Source organism: Falsigemmobacter faecalis (assembly GCF_003863335.1).
In the GTDB taxonomy this organism is placed as follows: domain Bacteria; phylum Pseudomonadota; class Alphaproteobacteria; order Rhodobacterales; family Rhodobacteraceae; genus Wagnerdoeblera; species Wagnerdoeblera faecalis.
In genome coordinates this window covers 1-19,033 of sequence record NZ_RRAZ01000047.1, presented here as the reverse complement: position 1 = coordinate 19,033, position 19,033 = coordinate 1, and the positions used below count along the sequence as shown (strand labels likewise).

Sequence of the window (19,033 nt, the reverse complement as noted above, 5' to 3'; positions counted from 1 at the left end):
TACCGGCTCCAGTCGCGGCCGGAGGAAAGTTCAGTGGCAGGTCACGCGGGCGGCCGCGACTTTTGAGCAGGATGGGTGCGAGGGTGCGGCGCATTTCCCGCTGGTTTCAGACGATGCCGGGGTTGGGTCCGAGATCAAGGCCCGGGAATATCTCGCTCGACAGGCGCGATTTCTCAGCCCCGGTCAGCGCGTGGATCACCCAGCCCGCGACCGAGCGGACATCTCCGGTGGGCATCAGATCGCGCCCTGCGTAAAGCGCATCTTCGGACAGGCCGGGCCAGGTGCCAAGAACTGCCCCGCCGCGGATCGCGCCACCGGCGGTCACCATAGCGCCGCCGGTGCCATGGTCGGTCCCGGCAGAGCCGTTCTCGCGCACGGTGCGGCCAAATTCCGTCATCGCCATAAAGGCGGTCTTCTGCCAGACCGGGCCCAGCTCTGCCCGCAGGGTCAGGATCAGCTGCGAGAGCCGCGCCATGGGGCGCAGGATCGCCCCGGCCTGGCCCGCGTGACTGTCCCATCCCGGCAGGGACAGCGCCACGATCCGGGTCTCTTCGCGCATCTGCGCAGCGGCGAAACGGGCGAAAGCCCCGACCTCCGGGTCTGATTTTATCGCACCCGGCAGCACGGGGGGCGGGGCTGCGAGGGGCAGATCCTCCTCTTCATCCGGCAGAAGGGGCAGGGGCTGCCCGGTCAGCTCCAGCGCGGTGGCGGCGGCGATGTGAAAGGGCATATCGCCCTCATAAAGCTGCTCCAGCAGGCGTCTGCCCTGGGCCGAGAGGGCCAGTGTGGTCTCGGGTTGCCAGCGGTGCACGGGGGCCGCGCCTGAAAGGATCGGCAGCGCCTCGCGGCCAATCGCAAAGGCGGTTTCGCTTTTGGCACCGGGCAGGCCGGCAAGCAGACGGTTCAGCCAGCCGTCGCGGCGAAAGCCCGCAGGGGCATCCATGCCGATCCCGGCTTCCAGCAGATCCTGGCCATCGAAATGGCTGCGCTGGTCGCGGTAGGGGGTGGAGACGGCCTGAACAAAGCCCAGCTCTCCCGCACGCCAGAGCGGCATCAGATCCCCGAGCCTTGGGTGCAGCTGCCAGAAATCGCCAAGGGGAATACCCTCCTCCGCGGCGATCTTTGGCCTCAGCTGGCGCAGCAGCGGATCGCCCGCCGGGCGGATGATGTCGAGCCCGTCCATCGCGCCCCGCAGGATCACCACCACGATGCGGTGATCAATGGGTGCGGCAGCAAAGGTGGCATGGGTCAGCAGCGGCAGCGCCGCCGCCGAGCAGCCAAGCGCCAGCCCCTGATGCAGAAAGGCGCGGCGGTTGAGGCGGGGGTGAGACATCGGGCCCTCCTACCGTCTGTTGAACTGCGGCGAGGCCAGCACAAGCGCCACCCCTTCGGCATTGGTTTCAGCCCGCGCCACCAGCGCCGCCAGATCTTCGGTGTCGGGACCGGGCAGGGCGGTGCGGGCAAGGCTGCGGGCATCGGGCAGATCGCGGCGCAGCAGGGGCGCGATGCTCAAGCCCCAGTCGATCCGGGTGGCAAGCCCCTGGGGGGTGATCCAGCTGTCAAAACCCTCTTCCCAGCCGTCCGGCCCGCCGGGGGTGACCCAGGGCTGGCCCATGGCGCTGAGCGGTGTCACCGCCGCCAGGGTCAGGCGATGGGTATTCCAGGCGAAAATCTGCTCTGCGCCGATATTCAGCGCCCGCAGGGCTGCGGCAATAAAATCAAAGGGCTGGCGCGCTTTGTGCAGGGTCGGATCCGCCGCCGCCGGATGCCGGGTCAGCGCCTGCGAGAGGGCCAAAAGATCGCCCCCGGTGTCCTGAAAAACCCCGGTCAGATGCGTGACCAGATCCTCGGGCGGGGTGTCGGACAGGAAATGCACCGCCAGTTTGCGCGCGATATGAGCGGCGGTCGCGGGATGCTGCGCCAGATCCTCCAGCAGCGCCTCAATGTCAGAGACTGCGGCCTGGCCCGCGCTGCCGTAGCTGCGGCCCAGAACGCGCTCGGCTCCGGGTTCGGCGCGGTTGGCCTGAAAGACCGTCTCGCCCTCCCGGCTGAGGGTCAGGCCGGTCAGCAAAAGCGCGGCCTGCCGCACGTCGCTTTGGCTGTAGTCCGCCCCCACGCCCAGGGTATGCAGCTCCAGAAGCTCGCGGCCGAGGTTTTCATTCACGCCCTGACCGCCCGCCCGCCCCGCCGCCGAGCCGGGGCCGAGCGAGCTGTTTTGGTCGAGATAGCGCAGCATCATCGGATGCAGGATCGCGACTTTCAGCAGATCGGCAAAGCGTCCGGTGAGATGCGGGCGGATCGCGGTTTCGGTGAAATCCGCGATCACCGGCATCTCAAGGCGCAGCTTCCAGCCGACGGTGAAATGATCGGCCCAGAAGCGCACCAGACGCTCGCGGAAGTAATCCTCTGCCTCGGTGGCGCGGGCCAGGGCGACGCGCAGGCTTTGCAGGGTCTCACTGCGCGCCGCGCGCCGGATCGCGCGGCGGATGGATTTTTTCTCCGCATCGGGCAGGCTGTTGGCCTGGCGCTCTTCGCGCCGCCGCGCGAGGGCAATGCCCATGGCATCCGGGGGCAGGCCGAGGGGGATCTGTGCCGCCATGAGATCCGGCCCCGCCAGCAGATCGGCGGGCGCATGTCCGGGCAACCGCCCGTCACGCGCGCCAAAGCCGAAGCGGTGGATGGCCAGACCGGCCGGATCTGTGCTCATAGCCCTTAGGCCTTTCACGACGAAAGCGGTAGCGCGGGTCAGCCCTGCGCTTTGCGCCAGGCCTCAAGGATATAGCGGCTGGTCATCAGGTCCAGATGGGCACCGCCGCCATTTTTACAGATCGTGATCTCATCGGCGGAGCGGCGCTGAAAGGCCCCGGCGCTGATATCGTAGTAATCGCCGCGGATGTCGCCCTCGGCGATCACGCCGCGGGCAAGCGGATCCATGATCTCACCGATATGCCCAAGGGTCGTGGCGCGGCTGTCGACGAAAAGCCGCGCCCGGCTCAGGGCCTCGTCATCCGCCTCGCGCATGTCGGGGCGGTAAGCGCCGATCAGATCGAGATGTTGCCCCGGTTGCAGCCAGGCGCCTTTGATCAGGGGGGCGCTGCTCATGGTGCAGGTGACGATGACATCGGCGGCGCGGACCGCGGCCTCAAGATCGGTGGCGATGCGCAGGCCGGGGATCTCTGCCGCCATCGCTTCGGCCCCTGCGGCAGAGCGGTTCCAGACGGTGAACTCAGCCTGCGGGAAAATCGCGCCATAGGCCGCAATCATCGAGCGGCCGACGGTGCCCGCGCCGACGATCAGAAACCTGCGGCTGTCGGGACGGGCGAGAAGGCGCGCGGCCAGCAGGCTGTCTCCGGCGGTTTTCCATTTGGTCACGAGGTGGAAATCAACCAGCGCTTCCAGCTCTCCGGTCTCATCGTCAAAGAGGTTCACCACCCCGTTGACCATGGGCCTGCCACGGCCCGGATTGCCCGGCACCACGGTCGCCACTTTCACAGCCGCCCCAAGCCCCGGGATCCAGGCCGCGCGGTCCAGAAGCGTATCCGCACCGCGATAAAGGAAGAGATCGGCAATCTCAGGCTGCCCGCGCGCATGACCGGCGATCAGCGCATCGGTGAGCCCGCGCCAGTCCAGATGCGCCTCCGCCGCTGCCGGAACCAGAGTGATATCCATGTGACCTCCCCTTTATGTCACGATTTTTTCTTCACGGTCTCGCGCCAGATCGTATAAAGCCCGCTGCCGATGATCAGCGCCATGCCCGCAAAGCTGGTCAGATCGGGCAGGGTGCCAAAGACCGTCAGCCCCCAGAACACCGCCATCGGGATCGCGATATACTCAAAAGGCGCAGCCACCGCCGCCTCAAGGGTGCGGTAGGCCTGGGCCATCATCAGGCTTGCAGCCCCGATCGCAAGGCCCATCACAATGAAAAAGGGCAGATCCGAGGGGGTGGGCCAGACCCAGGGGCGGAACAGAAAGGTCAGCGAGCCATCCTCAAAGACGTTGAACTGCCCGTGCCCGATCAGCGCCCCGGTGGTCAGCGACGAGAGCAGGAACCCCGCCTGCATGTAAAAGCCCATGGTGAAGGTGCTTTCCGTGCCGCGCATCTGGCGCACCATCATCTGCGAGACCGCATAGGTGAAGGCCGAAAACACCACCAGAAGGGCTGCCACCTGAAGGGTGCCGGCACCCGGGCGCACCATGACCAGCGTGCCGATCAGCCCCGCGACCACCGCCGCCCAGCGGTGCGGCCCGACCTTTTCGCCTAAGAAAAAGATCGACAGCAGCGTGATAAAGACCGGCCCGATATAGGCCGTCGCCACCGCATCCGCGAGCGGCAGGGCCGCCAGCCCCAGGAAATAGGTGATGTTGGAAATGAAGACCACGCCCACCCGCAGCGCATGAAAGCGAAAGCGGCTGGTGCGCAGATGATGCCAGCCCCCGGTGATCAGCCGCATGCTCAAAAGCACGATGACCAGCGCAATGACGGAACGGGTCGCCACGATCTGATGCAGCGGATAGCCCGACGACAGGAACTTAATCGACATGTCATTCAGCGAATAGATCATGCCGGCTGCCAGGGCAAAGCAGATGCCCGTCAGGGTGGAGCTGGCCGCAATAGTGCGAAGGATCAATCTGGCAACTCCTGGCCCTGTAAGATGCCCGCCCTTAACTCCGGCGGCGGGCCAGCCGGTCAAGCGCATCGAGAAACCGCGAGCGGTCGGCTGCGCTGAAGGGTTTACCGCCGCCCTGGCGGAAGGGATCTGCCGAGCGCAGATCCTGCATCAGATCGCGCATGGCAAGGATCTCGCCGATATTGCGCTGATCGAGGGTGGAGCCATCGGGGCGGATCACAAAGCCCCCGGCTTCCACCACTTTCGCGGCCAGCGGGATATCGGTGGTCACCACCACATCGCCGGGCACCACGCCCTCGGCGATCTCCATATCGGCGACATCGGGACCGGCCGAGACATAGCGCACGCTGACCAGCGGATTTTGCGGCGCACGAATGCCGCCGTTGGTGACCATGATCACCGGACGCTGCAACCGCGTGGCCACTTTCTCGACCTCTGCCCGGACGGGGCAGGCATCGGCATCAACCCAGATCGTCATGGCTTAAGCCAGCAGATGATCGGCATGGAAGGCGATATGGCTTTCCATGAAGGTCGAGACGAAGAAATAGCTGTGGTCATAGCCCTTTTGCATGCGGAAGGTCGCATTATGGCGGGTGGCGGTCAGCGCCTCGGCCAGGGTCTCGGGCTTCAGCAGATCAAGGAACTGATCCGAAGAACCCTGATCGATCAGGATCGGGCCGTCAAAACCGCGGCGCTTCAGTTGCAGCGTGCTGTCATGCGCGGCCCATTTCGCTTCATCCGCGCCCAGATAGGCGGTCAGCTGCTTGCGCCCCCAGTCCGAGGCGGTGGGATTGGCGATCGGCGCAAAGGCCGAGACCGAGCGGAACCGCCCCGGCAGCCCCATGGCCAGCGTCAGCGCACCATGGCCACCCATGGAATGCCCGGTGATGGCCTGCGCCTCAGGCGCGAGCGGGAAGGCCGAGAACAGCGTGCGCGGCAGATCTTCGGCGATGTAATCCCACATGCGGTAATGCTTCGACCAGGGCTCTTCGGTGGCATTGACGTAAAAGCCCGCGCCCTGGCCCAGATCATAGGCGGGATCATCGGCCACGCCTTCACCGCGCGGCGATGTATCGGGGAAAACCAGCGCAATCCCGGCCTCCGCCGCCCAACGCTGCGCGCCCGCTTTCACCATGGCGTTCTCATGGGTGCAGGTCAGACCCGAGAGATACCACAGCACCGGCACCGGCTGCTCTTCGGCCTCTTTGGGCAGGAACAGACCGAAAGTCATCTCACAGCCCGTCGCCTCTGAGGCATGGGCATAGACCCCCTGAACCCCGCCAAAGCACCGGTTTTCGCTGAGCGTGCGCATCTCGATCTCTCCTGTCACTGAAATCCGGCGACCCAGGCGAGAACCAGGGTCACCGTCAATATCGCGGCCACTGTTGACACAAGGATTGAGGCCGAAACGCGCTGGGGTGCAACCCCGTAATGAGCGGCCAGAATATAAACATTCCCCGCCACCGGCAGGGCAGCCGCCGCGACCATGGCCGCCGCCACCGGCGCGGGCAGATCAAAGACCCAAAGCGCAAAAACGGCCGTCACCAGCGGATGCACGACCAGCTTCAGCGCCGAAATCCAGCCCGTGACCAGCAAAGACCCCGCGCCCTTGCCCGCCAGCGAGACGCCGATCACAAAAAGCGCCACCGGCGTGGCGGCCCGGCCCAGCAGCTCCAGAAAATCCAGGGCCGGGGCGGGCAGGGGAATGCCCGTCAGGCTCCATCCCAGCCCCGTCAGGGAGGAGACGATGATCGGGTTTTTCATCAGGCTGACCGCAAGGGGTTTCAGCGAGGCGATCCCTAATCCGCCGCCGCGCGCGGCGGTGATAATCAGCGTGATCAGCGGGTTAAAGATCACCATATCCAGGATCAGCACCTGCAGCACCGGCAGCGCCGATGAGGGGCCAAGGATCACCACCAGCATCGGCAGGCCCAGAAAGCCGGTATTGCCGATGACACCGCATTGCGCCTCCATCGCGGCCTCTGCCAGCGGCAGGCCGCGCAGACGCGCCACCGTAAAGCCCAAAAGCCAGACCAGCGCCCAGGCGCAGCCATAGGCGGCAAAGACCCGGCCATCGAGCATATCGCCCAGACTGAGCCCCGAGGTCAGCGCCAGCAGCATGGCCGAAAGCGCGAAGTAAAAGACGAATTTCGTCAGCGCGGCATTCTCAGCCGGGGTGATGAGGCCGCGAACCGCCACGACCCATCCCAGTCCGGTCAGCGCAAAGAAGGGCAGGGTGCGGGCAAGAATGTCGAGCATGTCTCAGGGTATAGCTGCAGGTATCGGGCGCAGCGTTTCACGCAAGCGCCCGCACCGCAAGGGGATCAGCCCTCTTTCACCAGTTTGCCGGGGTTCATCAGGTTCTGCGGATCCAGCGCCTGTTTGATAAGCCCCATGACCTCCCAGGCCTCGCCATGCTCCTGCGCGAGGTATTTGCGCTTGCCCATGCCCACGCCATGCTCCCCGCTGACGGTGCCGCCAAGACGCAAAGCCCGCTCGGCCATGCGGTGCGCCAGATCCAGCGCGGCCTCTTTGTCGCGCGGCTCATGGGGATCAAGCAGCAGGCAGCAGTGGAAATTGCCGTCGCCGACATGGCCCACCATCGGGCCGGTGAGGGGGCTTGCGTCGATATCGGCGCGGGTCTCCAGCACGGCCTCAGCCAGCCGCGAGATCGGCACGCAGACATCGGTGGTCAGCACAATGCAGCCCGGTTTGGTGGATTTGGCGGCAAAAAGCGCATTATGGCGCATCTTCCACAGCTGATTGCGCGCCTCGGTGCTGGCGGCATGGCGGAAGTCCGAGCCGCCCATCGCGGTCATAATCTCGCCCGCAAGTTCGGCCTGTTCGGCCACGCCTGAGGGCGAGCCGTGGAACTCAAGGAACAGATGCGGACGCTCAGGGTAAGTGGTTTTTTCATAGGCGTTGAAAGCGCGGATCGCGGTTTCATCAACAAATTCAATCCGCGCCATGGGGATCCCGGCCTGGATCGTGCTGATGACGGCCTGGATTGCGCTGCCGATATCGGGGAAATCCACCACGGCGGAAGAGACCGCCTCGGGCTGGCCATGCAGCTTCAGCGTGAGTTCGGTCAGGATCCCCAGCGTGCCCTCAGAGCCGATGAACAGCCGGGTCAGATCATAGCCGGTGGAGCTTTTCTTCGCCCGGCTGCCGGTGCGGATGATGCGCCCGTCGGCCAGAACCACTTCCAGCGCCAGAATATTGTCTTTCATCGTGCCGTAGCGCACGGCTGTGGTGCCCGAAGCCCGGGTCGCAGCCATGCCGCCCAGACTGGCATTCGCGCCCGGATCGATTGGGAAGAAAAGCCCCGTGGCGCGCAGCTCGGTGTTCAGCGCCTCGCGGGTGCAGCCGGGCTGCACCACCACATCCATATCTTCGGCATGAATAGCTAACACGCGGTTCATGCGGTTCATATTCAGCGTGACGCCGCCTTTGACCGCCAGCACATGCCCCTCCAGCGAAGAGCCGACGCCCCAGGGCACCAGCGGACAGCCATGGGCCGCGCAGATCTTCACGATGGCTGAGACCTCAGCCGTGCTCTCGGGCCAGGCGACGGCATCGGGCATTACGGGGGGGAAATGGCTCTCATCGCGCGAATGCTCGGCCCGCGCGGCCTCGGTCGTCAGAAAACGCTCACCCAGCAGGGCGCGCAGTTCCGCGAAGGGGATATCCCAGGCCATTTTTTCACTCCGAAACAGTTATGGGGCGGAAAGTGCCCTGAAGTGTCGCAAAGGGCAAGCCGGAGGACAGATTCTGTCAATTCCCTCATTTGGGAAGGTATGCAACCTTTACGCGATCCTATACTGTCGCTGCGCCGGATGTTTTCCCGGTTTGATCTCAGGACATATACAATGACCCTTAAACTGCGAATTGCCGCAGCCCTTCTGACCGTGACCATGGCGGCTCCAGCCATGGCAGATGAGCTGACTTTCACCATTGTGAACAAAACCAGCGAAGTCATCACGCATTTCTACACCTCGCCTTCGAATGTCGAAGACTGGGAAGAAGACGTTCTGGGCGATGACGTGATCGGTTCGGGTGAATCGATGCAGATCACCATCGCGGATGGCCGCCGCACCTGCAAATACGACCTCAAGTTCGAGTTTGAGGGCAGCAGCAAGCTGGACACCACCACCGACACCCAGGATCTCTGCGAGATGTCGACCTATACTCTGACCGAATAAGCGGCGCCTGATATGCAAAAGGGCCGGGGAACTCCCCGGCCCTTCTTCATTTGTCGCTCAGATCAGGCGTCGAAACGCAGCGGCTTGACCTGGTTGAATTTGCCGGTGGCTTCGAGCTTGGCGACAACCTCTGCCGGGATCGCCTGATCGAGGTAAAGCACCGCAATCGCATCCTGGCCCACAGCCGCACGGCCAAGGGTGAAGTTGGCGATGTTCACGCCGTTCTCGCCCAGGATCGAGCCGAGGTTGCCGATGATGCCCGGCACGTCGTTGTTGGTGGTATAGAGCATATGCTCGCCCACTTCGGCGTCGATATTGATGCCTTTGATCTGGATGAAGCGCGGCTTGCCATCCGAGAAGCAGGTGCCGGCCACCGAACGCTCGCGCACATCGGTGACCATGGTCACTTTGATATAGGCGTCAAAGGTGCCCGACTTGTCCTGTTTGGTGGTCGAGATCTGGATGCCTTTGTCTTTCGCAATCACCGGGGCCGAAACCGGGTTCACATCCGGGTTCTGCGCCTTGAGCACACCGGCGATGACCGCCTGGTTCAGCGCGGCCAGGTTCATCTCCGACACAGCACCATCGTAAAGGATGTTGATCGCCTTGATCGGCTCTTCGGTCATCTGACCGATCAGCGCGCCGATGTGGCCTGCCAGCTTGATCCAGGGACCCATGACCTGTGCCTGCTCAGCGGTCACATTCGGCATGTTCAGCGCGTTGGTGACGGCACCGGTCAGCAGATAGTCCGACATCTGCTCAGCAACCTGCAGAGCGACGTTCTCCTGGGCTTCCGTGGTCGAGGCGCCAAGGTGCGGGGTGGCGACGACATTCGGGTGACCAAAGAGGGGGTTCTCGGTCGCGGGCTCAACCTCAAAGACGTCGAGCGCGGCACCGGCCACGTGACCCGAATCCAGCGCGTCTTTCAGGGCTGCCTCATCAATCAGACCGCCACGGGCGCAGTTGATGATGCGAACGCCTTTTTTGGTTTTCGCAAGGTTCTCAGCGCCAAGGATATTGCGGGTCTTGTCGGTCAGCGGCACATGCAGGGTGATGAAGTCGGCCTTCGCCAGCAGCTCATCCAGCTCAACCTTGGTGACGCCGAGTTGCTTTGCGCGCTCTTCCGACAGGAAGGGGTCGAATGCGATGACCTTCATTTTCAGGCCAACAGCGCGGTCGCAGACGATGCCGCCGATATTGCCCGCACCAATCACGCCGAGGGTTTTGTTGAAGAGCTCAACCCCCATGAACTTCGACTTTTCCCATTTCCCGGCATGGGTCGAGGCTGAGGCCTCAGGCAGCTGGCGGGCGATGGCGAACATCATGGCGATGGCATGCTCAGCGGTGGTGACCGAGTTGCCAAAGGGGGTGTTCATCACGATCACGCCCTTTTTCGACGCAGCCGGGATGTCGACGTTATCGACACCGATCCCGGCGCGGCCAACCACTTTCAGGTTGGTGGCGTTCTCAAGCAGTTTTTCAGTGACTTTGGTGGCCGAGCGGATCGCCAGACCGTCATACTGGTGGATGATTTCCGCCAGCTTTTCTTTGTCTTTGCCGAGTTTCGGCATGTAGTCGACTTCAACGCCACGATCGCGGAAGATCTGAACGGCGGTTTCGGAAAGTTCGTCGGAAACAAGAACGCGCGGTGCCATGGGCTTCATCCTTCAGGATATAAGGGGGCAAAGGTGGGGCGCAAAACGCCCCATCCGCTGGGTTTTATCGTATTCAGAAAAGATCAGGCCTGCGCGGCGATCTCTGCCTCGAAGGCATATTCGATCCAGGGCATCAGGGCCGCCACATCCGACTGCTCCACGGTCGCGCCGCACCAGAGGCGCAGACCGGCCGGGGCATCGCGATAAGCACCTGCATCCAGCGCCACGCCTTCTTTTTCCAGGCGTTTCGCAACGGCCTTGGCAAAAGCGGCTGCATCTTTGATGCGTGCATCGGTGAACTTCAGGCAGACCGAGGTGCAGGAAGCCGTGGCCGGATCAACGGCCAGGTTCGCGATCCAGGGCTTGTCGGCGATGAAGGTTTTCACCGCATCGGCATTGGCTTCCGAACGCGCGATCAGACCCTTCAGACCACCCAGGTTCTGCGCCCATTTCAGCGCAACCAGATAATCTTCCACGCAGAGCATCGACGGGGTGTTGATCGTCTCACCGACAAAGATGCCTTCCGAGATCTTACCCTTCGAGGTCAGGCGGAAGATCTTCGGCAGCGGCCATGCCGGGGTGTAGTTTTCCAGACGCTCAACCGCACGCGGGCTCAGGATCAGCACGCCGTGACCGCCTTCGCCGCCCAGAACCTTCTGCCAGGAGAAGGTGGTGACGTCGAGTTTCGACCAGTCCATCTCCATCGCGAAAGCCGCCGAGGTGGCGTCGCAGATGGTCAGGCCTTCGCGGTCCGCCGGGATCACGTCAGCATTCGGCAGACGCACACCCGAGGTGGTGCCATTCCAGGTGAAGACCACGTCTTTGTTGAAATCAACCTGCGTGAAATCAACGATTTCGCCGTAAGGCGCCTTGCGCACCGTGGCGTCCAGTTTCAGCTGTTTCACCACATCGGTGACCCAGCCTTCGCCGAAGGATTCCCATGCGAGCATCTCAACCGGGCGTGCGCCCAGGAGGCTCCAGAGTGCCATTTCAACCGCGCCGGTGTCCGAGGCGGGCACGATACCAATGCGGTAATCTGCCGGAACGCCGAGGATCTCACGGGTCAGGTCGATGGCTTCTTTGAGTTTGTTTTTGCCGACAGTCGCGCGGTGCGAACGGCCAAGGGGTGCATCAGCAAGCATAGCAAGCTGGAAACCCGGGATTTTAGCGCAGGGGCCCGAGGAAAAACGCGGGTTCGCCGGGCGCAGAGCCGGTGCAGCAATCGTCATATCTGGTATCCTTACAGATATATGCCCTTCGTTGGGGAAGGGTGTCCCGCCGATGCGTCTATCTGAGAGGGGTCTTTCGGTCAAATGATTCGTAACGCGCAACCCGTCAGGAATGCGATAAGTTTTAGAGATTGAGGGGTCTGCGAAAGAATGCGCCCCGAAACCGGGGCGCGGGCAGTCGAAAATTTCAGAAATCCCGCCGCTGTGGCGTGCTGACGCAGGCCGCGTTCAGCGCCGCGTGCCCGCGGTTTCCAGCATGGCATCGCTGACCATTTTGCCGCTCTGTTGCGGCCTGATCAGCCGCGAGAGATCATAGCCAATCGCCCGCGCATGGGCCAGAAAAGCGTCCTGCTCAGCCTGTGAAATCTGCGGATCACGCGCCAGCAGCCACAAAAATTCGCGCTGCGGATCGCCGACCAGCGACAGGCGGTAGTCCGGATCCAGCTTCAGGATCCAGTAATCGCCTTTGGTAAAGGGGATCCAGCGCAGCAGCTCCGGCAGAAAGCTGACGGTCAGCTTTGCGTGGCTCTCATCCACCGCCTCCGCCTCACCGATCGACTGGGTGGGCTTGCCGTCCTCATCAATGCAGCGGTTGTCGACGCGGATCTTACCGTCGTCCTGCAAACTGTAATGGGCGGTGATATCGCGCGCCGTGGCATCTTCATATTTCATCGGCAGGCGGCAGATTTCATACCAGAGCCCCAGGTAGCGCTGCAGATCAACAGTGGCGACCGTGGTAACGTTATTCATAACAAGACCCTTTACTTACAACCTCTCCGACAACGCGCCAGGGGCAGGGTCTGTTCCCTTACTCAAAGGGGATGTTGAGGCTGCGGGCCAGGGCCTCAAGTGCGGCGATATCCTCATCATAGACGCGGCCCGCCACCGGAAAGTCGAGACGCTGCTTTTTATAGAATGCGATCCATTCGGGCAGACGGGTGAGCGGATAGCTGTTCGACCAGGCCTTTTTGCTGTGGGTAAAGCTGGCCGTTTCGGGATCATGGGTAATGCGCAAAGTCATGGCGGGCTTTTACCCCCACGGCCCGCGCGAGGCCAGAGGCCTCAGGCGCCATCGTCGGCCTTCCGACCCATTCCCAGACCCATCCCCATGCCCATTCCGGCGCCCCCTCCCGCGCCGCCACCCGCACCGCCACCCGCACCGCCACCCGCACCGCCACCACCACCCGGGCCGCCGCGCTCACCACCGCCGCCGCGCGGCCCGCGCCCCCCCGCCGCAGGGCGGGTCGGCCCCTGGGCCGGCACAATGACATTGGCCGGGATCGGCTCCAGATCCAGCGCCTCGCGGATATAGCTGCGCAGGGTCACCACCAGTTCCGCCGTATGGATCGGCCGCCCCGCCGCCATATCCCGCGCCGCCTGTCCGGCCATGCGGACCATCTCTTCGGTCCCCAGCAGCAGGATATCCGACAGCGCCGCTTCCACCGCATCGCGGATCTGCACCCGCCGCTCCAGCGCAAACTGCGAGGGCTCTCCCTCCGCCGTCGGGGTCTCGGTCAGCACAACATCCCCGGTCTCCCCCGCCTGCACCTCTCCCGCCTTCCGGCTGCCGCCCAGATGCGAAGGATCCACCGTCAGCCGCCCGGTGAACGACCCGCCCAGCACCTTATAAGCCGCCATCAGCGTCCGCAGCCGCTCATTGATCTGCCGGTTCATCCGCTGCTGACGGGCCTGAATGGTCATCATCATGATGATCCGGATGCCGACCATAATCAGCATCATCAGCAAAAGCCCGAAGACCGTGGTCAGCGCCGATTGCCAGCTGGAAAAGTCAAAACTGCGAAACATACCCTCTCCCCCTGTCGCGGCCCCTGAAGCCTCGCTCAGGCCAGGGCAAAAAGCCAGCACCGGTTCACCCTCGACTTTTGCGCCCCGCCTGCACTAAGGGGAGCCCAAGGCCCGAGAGGAGATGTCCCATGCTGACCGCCGTTCTGATTGCCCGCCCCGATCACCTGAGCGATGCCACCGTTACGGGCCTCGCCTCCGCATTGCAGGGCAGCGCACTCCGCTGGCTCTCCCCGGGCGAAGCGGCGGAATTCTCTCTCCCCGCGCGTCCCGCAGAGTTTGACGCCACCCGCGCCACCCTCCTCGCCGAGGGCATCGATCTCAACCTCGTCCCCACCGCCACCCGCCGCAAAAAGATGCTGCTCGCCGATATGGACAGCACCATGATCGGCCAGGAATGCATCGATGAGCTGGCCGATATGGCCGGCGTCGGCCCGCGCGTGGCCGATATCACCGCCCGCGCCATGAACGGTGAACTCGACTTTGAGGCTGCCCTGAAAGAGCGCGTGGGCCTTCTCAAAGACCTCCCCGAGACCGTCATCGCCCAGGTCCTGGCCGAGCGAATCACCTATACCCCCGGCGGGCGCGCGCTCATCGCCACCATGAAACGCGACGGCGGCTATGCGGCCCTTGTCTCCGGCGGCTTTACGGCTTTCACGGCCGCGGTCGCCGCCCATCTCGGCTTTGACGAAAACCGTGCCAATACGCTTCTGGCGCAAAACGGCCGCCTCACCGGCGAGGTTGCCCTGCCGATTCTCGGCCGTCAGGCCAAGATCGACGCGCTCGATCAGATCACTGCGCGCCTCGCCCTTTCAGACCAGGATGTGATCGCCGTGGGCGACGGCGCCAATGACCTCGGCATGCTCGGCCGCGCGGGCTTTGGCGTGGCCCTGCACGCCAAACCCGCGGTCGCGGCGCAATGCGATCTGCGCATCCATCACGGCGATCTCAGCGCGCTTCTTTTCCTGCAGGGCTATGCCCGCAGCGATTTCGCCGCCTGACTTTGGCTTTTTAAAAATACTCCGGGGCCCGGGGCAGCGCCCCGGACCTCTCCGCCCAAGACCCCCGCAGGTCTCCCCTCACGGCCTCAGAGCGGACGGACCTCAAAGCCCTCCCCCTCCAAAAGCTTCAGCACGCCTTTCTCACCGGACAGATGCAAAGCCCCGAAAGCGGCCAGCAACGGCCCCTCTTTCGCCGCCGCCAGTAACACCGGGATCCAGCGCTCATTGCGCTTTGTCATCAGTACCTCCTCCATCAGGCCGAACTGCCGGTCCAGCTCTTTCGGGGTCATGCCGGGCAGGCCCGCGCTCAGCGCGCGGGTAAACTCCCAGACCAGGCGCGACTCCTGTGCGAAATAGGCATTGGCCAGCGTCACGGTCATATCCTCGGGGCGCTCCGCCGTCAGAAGGCTGGCGCGCACCATATCCGTCTCATCCTCAGACGACAGCTCCCCGAAAATGGAAAAGAGCGTGTCATAGCCCTCCAGTGCGCGCAGCGGGATGTCGCGCTCTGCCGCCAGCGCCATGATCTGATGATCAAGGCCCCGCGCGCCCTCTTTCAGATCCCCCATGGCGCAGGGCGGCACGCCCAGCAGCACGGCCATATACCAGGGCCGGAAGCGGTCGGCCATGAAGGCCGGGATGCCGCGCAGCTGCGCCTCATGCGAGAGCTTCTCCCACTCGGCTTCGGTCAGCTGCTCTGACAGGCGCGGGCCGTCGGTGATGACCATGAAATCGGGCCGCTTTGCGATTTCCTCTTGCAGCCGCGCCTCTTCTTCGGGGGTTGCCTCCACCAGAAGCTGCGACACCCCGGGCAGCAGCGGTGTCAGTCGCGCCAGCATAGCTTCATGGCGCGGGTCGGGCAGATGATAGGTGCCCGCGAGGATAATCCGCTCAGGGCCCCGCTCGGCCTGCCACAGATTGCCCTGCGCGAAGGGCTGTGAGTCGGCCTTGGCCTCCAGGGCCGCGCGCTCCTGAGGCGGCATGGCTGCAATCAGATCGCGCCCCTCACAGGCGGCCTGCGCGGCGGCTGCGGTCAGAAGTGCCGCGAAAAACCCCGAAATACCCGAAAACTTACCCATCTGACGGCCTTTTTTATCCCGCGCAAAGCTTGCCAGAGCCAGCCGCGCTGTCCACCCAAATTTGGTCACGCGCGGGTGTTGACAGGTGGCAAGGCTCTGACTACCTATTTTCATGTGGTTGGCACTCGACGAGTGTGAGTGCCAACAAGTTGCACTGATCTGAACTCAAGGGAGTGTTCTCAGATGGCATTCAAACCGCTGCATGACCGCGTGCTGGTTCGTCGCGTCAAATCGGACGAAAAAACCAAAGGTGGTCTGATCATTCCGGACACCGCAAAAGAAAAGCCCGCTGAAGGCGAGATCATCTCGGTCGGCGAAGGCGCACGCAAGGACTCGGGCGAGCTGATCGTACCGGGCGTCAAAGCCGGCGACCGCGTGCTGTTCGGCAAATGGTCGGGCACCGAAGTCACCGTCGACGGTGAAGAACTGCTGATCATGAAAGAAAGCGACATCCTCGGGATCCTGTCCTGAGCTGACGTCCAGGCGCGGCCTGACTGCGCCCTTTCTTTCTTCGCAACACGAATTCATGGAGCCTCACAATGAGCGCTAAAGAAGTCCGCTTCAACACCGATGCCCGCGAGCGTATGCTCAAAGGTGTGAATATCCTCGCAGACGCAGTCAAAGTGACCCTCGGCCCGAAAGGCCGCAACGTGGTCATCGAGAAGTCGTTTGGCGCACCGCGCATCACCAAAGACGGTGTTTCGGTCGCAAAAGAGATCGAGCTTTCGGACAAATTCGAAAACATGGGCGCCCAGCTCGTGAAAGAAGTTGCCGCACGCACCAACGACGAAGCCGGTGACGGTACCACCACCGCAACCGTTCTCGCTCAGGCCATCATCAAAGAAGGTCTGAAGTCGGTCGCAGCCGGTCTGAACCCGATGGATCTGAAGCGCGGCATCGATCTGGCAACCTCGAAAGTTGTCGATTCGATCAAAGCAGCGGCCCGTCCGGTTGCAGATACCGCTGAAGTTGCTCAGGTCGGCACCATCTCGGCCAACGGCGAAGCTTTCATCGGCGAGCAGATCGCTGAAGCCATGCAGCGCGTCGGCAACGAAGGTGTGATCACCGTCGAAGAAAACAAAGGCATGGAGACCTCGGTCGAAGTCGTCGAGGGCATGCAGTTTGACCGCGGCTACCTCTCGCCCTACTTCGTCACCAATGCTGACAAAATGATCGCGGATCTCGATGATGCGCTGATCCTGCTGCATGAGAAAAAACTCTCGTCGCTGCAGCCGATGGTCCCGCTGCTGGAGGCTGTGATCCAGTCGCAAAAGCCGCTGATCATCATCGCTGAAGACGTTGAAGGCGAAGCGCTGGCGACCCTCGTGGTCAACAAACTGCGCGGCGGCCTGAAAATTGCGGCTGTCAAAGCACCGGGCTTCGGCGATCGCCGCAAAGCCATGCTGCAGGACATCGCGATCCTCACCGGCGGTCAGGTCATCTCGGACGACCTCGGCATGAAGCTGGAAAACGTGACCCTCGACATGCTGGGCCGCGCGAAAAAAGTCACCATCAACAAAGACAACACCACCATTGTTGACGGTGCCGGCGAGAAAGCTGAGATCGAAGCCCGCGTGGCCCAGATCCGTGCGCAGATCGAAGAAACCACTTCGGACTACGACCGTGAAAAACTGCAGGAGCGCGTTGCGAAACTGGCAGGCGGCGTTGCAGTCATCCGCGTTGGCGGCATGACCGAAGTCGAAGTGAAAGAGCGTAAAGACCGCGTTGATGACGCGCTGAACGCAACCCGTGCAGCGGTCCAGGAAGGCATCGTTGTCGGCGGTGGCGTGGCTCTGGTTCAGGCGACCAAATCGCTTGAAGGTCTGAAAGGCGCAAATGCTGACCAGGACGTCGGTATCGCCATCGTGCGCCGCGCTCTGGAAGCACCGCTGCGTCAGATCGCTGAGAACTCGGGCGTTGACGGTGCGGTCGTTGCCGGCAAAATCCGTGAATCGGACTCGCTGTCCTTCGGCTTCAACGCACAGACCGAAGAATATGGCGACATGTTCTCCTTCGGCGTGATCGACCCGGCAAAAGTGACCCGTACTGCGCTGGAAAACGCAGCTTCGGTTGCTTCGCTGCTGATCACCACCGAGGCGATGATCGCTGACAAGCCGGCTCCGGCTGCGGCTCCGGCTGCTCCGGGCGGCATGGGCGGCATGGGCGGTATGGATTTCTGATCCATCCCACCCGGGACAGGAAAGGGCGCCGCTTGCGGCGCCCTTTTTCATATTCAGCTGCCGGCGTGACAGCCGATCGCTTTGTCAGGCTCAGGCCGCCTTCGTTTTGTGTTTCTCAGCCTCCGCGGCCTCCAGAAGATCCCGCAGGAGCGTGTCTTCCATATCGCAGCCCCGGTTGCTTTCATCAAAATAAGCCCAGTCCCTCATGCGATCCCAGTCGGCGGTCGTCGAGTCCCCCCGGGACATTTTCACGGTCTCGAAATAATGGCGGCTCTGGGTTTGATAATGGTTCATGCGGAACACATCATCCATTGTGATCGTTCGTGCGGAATCAATTTCGTGGAATTTATGAAGGTCCACCTGTGACAGCACGTGGATTGCAACGGTTCTGCAGATCCATTTGCTAATTGCGGGCGGGCACAGTTCGGCGCGCCGCAGGATCAGCTCGCGCCGCAGGCTGGAGGGGTGCCCCTCTCCCTGACAGGCACCGAAATTGGCAGGGCGTGCATAAACCAGGTCAAGCCCCTCCAGCGCCTGCAGTTCCGCTGTAAGGCTGAGCCTGCGGGTTGAGAACCAGAATTCATCCAGATCAGCAATCAAAAGCCAGTCGCAATCCTGCAGGATGTCAAAGGTTTGGATGGTAGCCCGGTAATGCCGGACCTGTTGATAAGGCTTAGTGAGTTCGATGATCCGAATATCGGCAGCCACCGCGGTCTTGCCGTGGAGGATCTCTATCATAAGCGCAGTTTTGCGCTTCGCGGCCCAACGTTTGATGCTGTCTGCCATCGTCATACTCATGGCTATTTTGCTCCACTATAGCCTGAGCAGGAATTCACTGAGTCAATACTCCAGCCATTGGTCCAAAGGCAGGCTTGAGTGCTCGCGGAGCTGAGCCGGTAACCCGGGATCAATCCGAAGACCGTTGCCAAATGGCGCAAACGGACTTCCGTTGAAGACCAGAAGACGGGGCCCAAAGAGCCCCGCTCGACGGTTCTGTCCGAAGGCGAAGAGGCCCTCGTTGCCGCTTTCCAGCTTCACACTCCGCTGCCACTGGACGACTGTCTCTATGCCCTCCAGCCCGCATCCCAGCAGGTCGGCTCTGCATCGCTGTTTGCAGCGGAACGGTATTTCAAGGCTGGAGGATGTCGGCGATGACAAGCCCAGGCGGCAGAAGCTTAAGCGCACCCCGATTGGCTTTTCCACATTGATACGGCGCTGATAGTGTAACCGCCCGACGGCATCGATGTGCCATATGT

Annotated in this window: 19 protein-coding genes and 1 pseudogene; 5 read left to right on the top strand and 15 right to left on the bottom strand. The window is 62.8% G+C overall.

From position 1 onward, the window contains the following. Window positions 1–106 precede the first annotated feature (106 nt). The 8 genes from EG244_RS18790 to EG244_RS18755 all read right to left on the bottom strand — a co-directional run bounded on the left by EG244_RS18790 (window position 107) and on the right by EG244_RS18755 (window position 8,326). A complete protein-coding gene (locus EG244_RS18790) occupies window positions 107–1,333 on the bottom strand; it encodes a DUF1501 domain-containing protein (RefSeq protein ID WP_124966700.1) in 1,227 nt (408 codons plus the stop codon). Window positions 1,334–1,342: 9 nt separating this feature from the next. After that, entirely contained in the window at window positions 1,343–2,707 is a 1,365-nt protein-coding gene (locus EG244_RS18785; RefSeq protein WP_124966699.1) for a DUF1800 domain-containing protein, read from the bottom strand. 38 nt (window positions 2,708–2,745) lie between these two features. After that, window positions 2,746–3,669: an ornithine cyclodeaminase family protein gene (locus EG244_RS18780; protein ID WP_124966698.1), complete on the bottom strand. Its 924-nt coding sequence runs from the start codon at window positions 3,667–3,669 to the stop codon at window positions 2,746–2,748. Between the two features lie 17 nt (window positions 3,670–3,686). Next, on the bottom strand, window positions 3,687–4,628 hold the full coding sequence (locus EG244_RS18775) for a DMT family transporter (RefSeq protein WP_233589073.1): 942 nt from the start codon (window positions 4,626–4,628) through the stop codon (window positions 3,687–3,689). A 34-nt stretch (window positions 4,629–4,662) separates the two neighbouring features. Next, window positions 4,663–5,106, bottom strand: a complete 444-nt coding sequence (locus EG244_RS18770; protein WP_124966696.1) for a YaiI/YqxD family protein — start codon at window positions 5,104–5,106, stop codon at window positions 4,663–4,665. Between the two features lie 3 nt (window positions 5,107–5,109). Beyond that, window positions 5,110–5,940 (bottom strand): S-formylglutathione hydrolase, encoded by an 831-nt coding sequence (gene fghA / locus EG244_RS18765; RefSeq protein ID WP_124966695.1) that lies wholly within the window; start codon window positions 5,938–5,940, stop codon window positions 5,110–5,112. Window positions 5,941–5,954: 14 nt separating this feature from the next. After that, the gene (locus tag EG244_RS18760) at window positions 5,955–6,887 is read right to left on the bottom strand and encodes an AEC family transporter (protein WP_124966694.1); all 933 of its coding nucleotides are present in this window, start codon (window positions 6,885–6,887) and stop codon (window positions 5,955–5,957) included. A 65-nt stretch (window positions 6,888–6,952) separates the two neighbouring features. Next, window positions 6,953–8,326 (bottom strand): FAD-binding oxidoreductase, encoded by a 1,374-nt coding sequence (locus EG244_RS18755; RefSeq protein WP_124966693.1) that lies wholly within the window; start codon window positions 8,324–8,326, stop codon window positions 6,953–6,955. Between the two features lie 171 nt (window positions 8,327–8,497). On the opposite strand from EG244_RS18755, the gene EG244_RS18750 reads away from it, so the two are divergent. Beyond that, window positions 8,498–8,830: a hypothetical protein gene (locus tag EG244_RS18750; protein ID WP_124966692.1), complete on the top strand. Its 333-nt coding sequence runs from the start codon at window positions 8,498–8,500 to the stop codon at window positions 8,828–8,830. 62 nt (window positions 8,831–8,892) lie between these two features. Here the strand turns inward: EG244_RS18750 and serA are convergent, their stop codons facing one another. The 5 genes from serA to EG244_RS18725 form a co-directional block, all read right to left on the bottom strand. Further along, a complete protein-coding gene (gene serA, locus EG244_RS18745; protein ID WP_199738031.1) occupies window positions 8,893–10,485 on the bottom strand; it encodes a phosphoglycerate dehydrogenase in 1,593 nt (530 codons plus the stop codon). Window positions 10,486–10,568: 83 nt separating this feature from the next. Continuing rightward, a complete protein-coding gene (locus EG244_RS18740) occupies window positions 10,569–11,714 on the bottom strand; it encodes a phosphoserine transaminase (protein WP_124966690.1) in 1,146 nt (381 codons plus the stop codon). 228 nt (window positions 11,715–11,942) lie between these two features. Then, on the bottom strand, window positions 11,943–12,464 hold the full coding sequence (locus tag EG244_RS18735; RefSeq protein WP_124966689.1) for a lipocalin family protein: 522 nt from the start codon (window positions 12,462–12,464) through the stop codon (window positions 11,943–11,945). A 58-nt stretch (window positions 12,465–12,522) separates the two neighbouring features. Then, entirely contained in the window at window positions 12,523–12,735 is a 213-nt protein-coding gene (locus EG244_RS18730) for a hypothetical protein (protein ID WP_233589072.1), read from the bottom strand. A 41-nt stretch (window positions 12,736–12,776) separates the two neighbouring features. Then, complete coding sequence (locus EG244_RS18725) at window positions 12,777–13,520, bottom strand: hypothetical protein (RefSeq protein ID WP_124966688.1); 744 nt, start codon at window positions 13,518–13,520, stop codon at window positions 12,777–12,779. 128 nt (window positions 13,521–13,648) lie between these two features. Between EG244_RS18725 and serB the strand changes: the two genes are divergently transcribed. Next, a complete protein-coding gene (serB, locus tag EG244_RS18720; RefSeq protein WP_124966687.1) occupies window positions 13,649–14,518 on the top strand; it encodes a phosphoserine phosphatase SerB in 870 nt (289 codons plus the stop codon). Window positions 14,519–14,604: 86 nt separating this feature from the next. Here serB and EG244_RS18715 read toward each other — a convergent pair whose 3' ends face one another. Further along, the gene (locus EG244_RS18715; protein ID WP_158617364.1) at window positions 14,605–15,597 is read right to left on the bottom strand and encodes a TraB/GumN family protein; all 993 of its coding nucleotides are present in this window, start codon (window positions 15,595–15,597) and stop codon (window positions 14,605–14,607) included. Window positions 15,598–15,780: 183 nt separating this feature from the next. Between EG244_RS18715 and EG244_RS18710 the strand changes: the two genes are divergently transcribed. Both EG244_RS18710 and groL read left to right on the top strand, forming a co-directional pair. Next, on the top strand, window positions 15,781–16,068 hold the full coding sequence (locus EG244_RS18710; protein WP_124966685.1) for a co-chaperone GroES: 288 nt from the start codon (window positions 15,781–15,783) through the stop codon (window positions 16,066–16,068). Window positions 16,069–16,136: 68 nt separating this feature from the next. Then, entirely contained in the window at window positions 16,137–17,777 is a 1,641-nt protein-coding gene (gene groL / locus EG244_RS18705; RefSeq protein ID WP_124966684.1) for a chaperonin GroEL, read from the top strand. Between the two features lie 90 nt (window positions 17,778–17,867). Here the strand turns inward: groL and EG244_RS21140 are convergent, their stop codons facing one another. After that, window positions 17,868–18,563: a hypothetical protein gene (locus EG244_RS21140; RefSeq protein ID WP_233589071.1), complete on the bottom strand. Its 696-nt coding sequence runs from the start codon at window positions 18,561–18,563 to the stop codon at window positions 17,868–17,870. A 117-nt stretch (window positions 18,564–18,680) separates the two neighbouring features. Here EG244_RS21140 and EG244_RS21135 point away from each other — a divergent pair. Beyond that, a pseudogene (locus EG244_RS21135) lies at window positions 18,681–18,992 on the top strand (IS481 family transposase); the annotation flags it as partial. Window positions 18,993–19,033 lie beyond the last annotated feature (41 nt).

Excerpts from the sequence above, each read along its gene's own strand:
- EG244_RS18790 (WP_124966700.1), bottom strand. The coding sequence starts at position 1,333 with ATGTCTCACCCCCGCCTCAACCGCCGCGCCTTTCTGCATCAGGGGCTG.
- EG244_RS18785 (WP_124966699.1), bottom strand. The coding sequence starts at position 2,707 with ATGAGCACAGATCCGGCCGGTCTGGCCATCCACCGCTTCGGCTTTGGC.
- EG244_RS18780 (WP_124966698.1), bottom strand. The coding sequence starts at position 3,669 with ATGGATATCACTCTGGTTCCGGCAGCGGCGGAGGCGCATCTGGACTGG.
- EG244_RS18770 (WP_124966696.1), bottom strand. The coding sequence starts at position 5,106 with ATGACGATCTGGGTTGATGCCGATGCCTGCCCCGTCCGGGCAGAGGTC.
- fghA (WP_124966695.1), bottom strand. The coding sequence starts at position 5,940 with ATGCGCACGCTCAGCGAAAACCGGTGCTTTGGCGGGGTTCAGGGGGTC.
- EG244_RS18760 (WP_124966694.1), bottom strand. The coding sequence starts at position 6,887 with ATGCTCGACATTCTTGCCCGCACCCTGCCCTTCTTTGCGCTGACCGGA.
- EG244_RS18755 (WP_124966693.1), bottom strand. The coding sequence starts at position 8,326 with ATGGCCTGGGATATCCCCTTCGCGGAACTGCGCGCCCTGCTGGGTGAG.
- EG244_RS18750 (WP_124966692.1), top strand. The coding sequence starts at position 8,498 with ATGACCCTTAAACTGCGAATTGCCGCAGCCCTTCTGACCGTGACCATG.
- serA (WP_199738031.1), bottom strand. The coding sequence starts at position 10,485 with ATGGCACCGCGCGTTCTTGTTTCCGACGAACTTTCCGAAACCGCCGTT.
- EG244_RS18740 (WP_124966690.1), bottom strand. The coding sequence starts at position 11,714 with ATGACGATTGCTGCACCGGCTCTGCGCCCGGCGAACCCGCGTTTTTCC.
- EG244_RS18735 (WP_124966689.1), bottom strand. The coding sequence starts at position 12,464 with ATGAATAACGTTACCACGGTCGCCACTGTTGATCTGCAGCGCTACCTG.
- EG244_RS18730 (WP_233589072.1), bottom strand. The coding sequence starts at position 12,735 with ATGACTTTGCGCATTACCCATGATCCCGAAACGGCCAGCTTTACCCAC.
- EG244_RS18725 (WP_124966688.1), bottom strand. The coding sequence starts at position 13,520 with ATGTTTCGCAGTTTTGACTTTTCCAGCTGGCAATCGGCGCTGACCACG.
- serB (WP_124966687.1), top strand. The coding sequence starts at position 13,649 with ATGCTGACCGCCGTTCTGATTGCCCGCCCCGATCACCTGAGCGATGCC.
- EG244_RS18715 (WP_158617364.1), bottom strand. The coding sequence starts at position 15,597 with ATGGGTAAGTTTTCGGGTATTTCGGGGTTTTTCGCGGCACTTCTGACC.
- EG244_RS18710 (WP_124966685.1), top strand. The coding sequence starts at position 15,781 with ATGGCATTCAAACCGCTGCATGACCGCGTGCTGGTTCGTCGCGTCAAA.
- groL (WP_124966684.1), top strand. The coding sequence starts at position 16,137 with ATGAGCGCTAAAGAAGTCCGCTTCAACACCGATGCCCGCGAGCGTATG.
- EG244_RS21140 (WP_233589071.1), bottom strand. The coding sequence starts at position 18,563 with ATGGCAGACAGCATCAAACGTTGGGCCGCGAAGCGCAAAACTGCGCTT.